This is a genomic window from Patescibacteria group bacterium, from assembly GCA_038065255.1.
Classification (GTDB): Bacteria; Patescibacteriota; Patescibacteriia; order JACQRZ01; family JACQRZ01; genus JBBTRI01.
Map to the genome: position 1 here is coordinate 16,873 of JBBTRI010000023.1, position 2,436 is coordinate 19,308.

Here is a 2,436-nt window from a genome sequence, read left to right on the forward strand (position 1 = left end):
GCAAGAGCGCGCCGCCAAATCAAGTCATACAAGCGGTACTGCTGATCCGTCAAAAAATGCTGCAATGATTCCGGTGTACGACTAGGAGATGTCGGCCGTATTGCTTCATGGGCTTCTTGAGCCAATTTTGACTTTGTAACGTACGTCCCTGGCCCCACGGCATACCGATCTCCAAAGAGGTTTTTGATCGCCGAAAATGCATCAGATGTAAACCGCTCGGAAAGATTTACTGAATCTGTGCGCATATACGTAATCAGCCCCTCCATTCCTCGCTCTGCCTTAACCCCCTCATAGAGCTGTTGGGCAATCATCATGGTTTGTTTTGTGCTGAAATGCAGGCGCTTATTTGCCTCCTGCTGAAGCGTTGAGGTGGTAAAAGGTGCGGGAGCACTGCGTTTTGTTTCTTTCTTCACTACATCCAATATCCGGTATGTGGATGACGCAAGTGAATCAAGTATTTGCTGTGCCTGCTCAGCGTTTGCAATGGCGAATTTATCGAGCGTGGTTTGATCGCGCTTATACAGGCGGGCAATAAAGGTTACACCTTCTGAAGGGGAAAATGTCGCTTCGAGCGTCCAGTATTCTCGAGGGTTAAACGCCTCAATCTCGCGTTCGCGTTCCACAATCAAACGCAGAGCAACCGACTGCACGCGCCCTGCAGAAAGCCCCTTGGTTATTTTCCTCCACAGGAATGGTGAGAGTTCGTAGCCCACAAGCCTATCGAGAATACGGCGCGCCTGCTGTGCATCTACAAGGGCTTGGTTTATATGGCGGGGGTGCTCCAATGCTGCCGATATTGCTTCCGGCGTAATTTCATGAAACACAATCCGTTGCGCCTTATCTTCAGGCACGTCAAGCAGTTTTGCAAGGTGCCAAGAAATTGCCTCTCCTTCTCGATCTTCATCAGTTGCGAACAGCACTTCCTCTGCTTTCTTTGCACTTTTTTTTAATGCCGTAACGGTCTTACGGCTCTTAGTGGGGATAACGTAGTTTGGCTCGAAATCATGTTCCACATCAACACCGAATTTCCCTTTTGGTAAATCACGAATATGCCCGAATGATGATTGGACAATATACTCTTTACCGAGATAGTTACTGATTGTTTTTGCTTTTGTGGGAGATTCTACTATAACAAGTTTTGACATACGACGGTTATATTTTTACATATCTCATTGCACCGATATTGCGCACCATGCGTTTCACTTCCATAATAAGTAGTGTACTTGCAACACTCTTCGTGTCAAGATGGCACATTCTACACAATTCGTCAATGGTGTGCGGTTCATGCGAAAGTATTCCTAACAGTAACCTCTCAGCATCATTCTCGCCCATGATGATGCGCTGCTGGGTGCCCTGCTGTTTCATTTCATAATGCTCACATATATCCAATGATGATGTCACTGGAATCGCCCCCTGCTTAATCAACCCATTCGGCCCCTCAGACATGGGATTATAGATCGACCCCGGCACTGCAAAAATATCACGATTCTGGTCGAGTGCGTGGCGCGCTGTAATCAATGCTCCGGATCTCTGGGGCGCTTCAACAACAATAATACCTTTGCTCATCCCGGAGATAATCCTGTTTCTAGCGGGAAAATGATACGCCTGCACGGCTGTTCCGGGTGGGTACTCCGAAACCACACAGCCACCTCGTTCAATAATCTCGCCTGCCAGATAACGGTTCATTCTTGGATAGATGCTCATGGTATCGACACCCGTACCCAGCACCGCAACAGTTATTCCGCCTGCTTCCAGGCATCCCTTATGCACCAGGCTATCGATACCCCTCGCAAGTCCGCTGACAATACAAAACTCTGCCCGTGTAAGATCTCGCACCAAATGCTGCGTAGCCTGAACGCCATACTCTGTTGTTCTTCGAGTTCCGACAATCCCTATGCAATGCATGCCATGCAGCGGAAGCTTTCCTTGATAATAAAGAACATAGGGTCGTGCTGGAATCTGTCTGAGTAGTAGGGGGTATGCCTCGTCTTCGCAAGTCACAACACTGATGCCCAGAGCAAAGATTTTTTCAACCAATGCGTCGGGGTCGATAGCGCTTCTTTGCGCAATAATCATTTCAGCCGTCTGGCGCTCACATCCCGCTTGGCATAATGTGGTTACTGAAGCATTCCACACCTGTTCGGCGCCAGAACACAGCGACATCAACCGAAAAAAACGCGTACTCCGCAGCGCTGGCACTGCGGAACACGCTATGTAATACTTTGTATCAGCGTGCATGGCCTCCATTGGTGATAATTGAACCTATCTTTTTGCCTAAAATAACACCCTTGAGATTTCCTTTTTTAAACGCATCAAAAATAATCACCGGAATCTTATGCTCCATGGAAAAAGATATCGCTGTGAGATCCATCACACGCATGCCCTTCTTAAGCATGTTGAGCGCATCGATTTCCGGAAGGAATTTTGCCTTTGCAT

General features: G+C 47.9%; 3 protein-coding genes. All 3 read right to left on the reverse strand.

Translation table 11 applies throughout. The features are described 5' to 3' along the window. Positions 1 to 1,145 (reverse strand): type I DNA topoisomerase (topA, locus tag AAB400_04985; protein MEK7649232.1); only part of this gene is annotated, 1,145 nt, incomplete at its 3' end. Positions 1,146 to 1,152: 7 nt separating this feature from the next. After that, on the reverse strand, positions 1,153 to 2,238 hold the full coding sequence (gene dprA, locus AAB400_04990) for a DNA-processing protein DprA (protein MEK7649233.1): 1,086 nt from the start codon (positions 2,236 to 2,238) through the stop codon (positions 1,153 to 1,155). Further along, the coding region (pyrH, locus tag AAB400_04995) for a UMP kinase (GenBank protein MEK7649234.1) at positions 2,228 to 2,436 on the reverse strand (209 nt) is incomplete at its 5' end. The genes dprA and pyrH, both read right to left, overlap by 11 nt.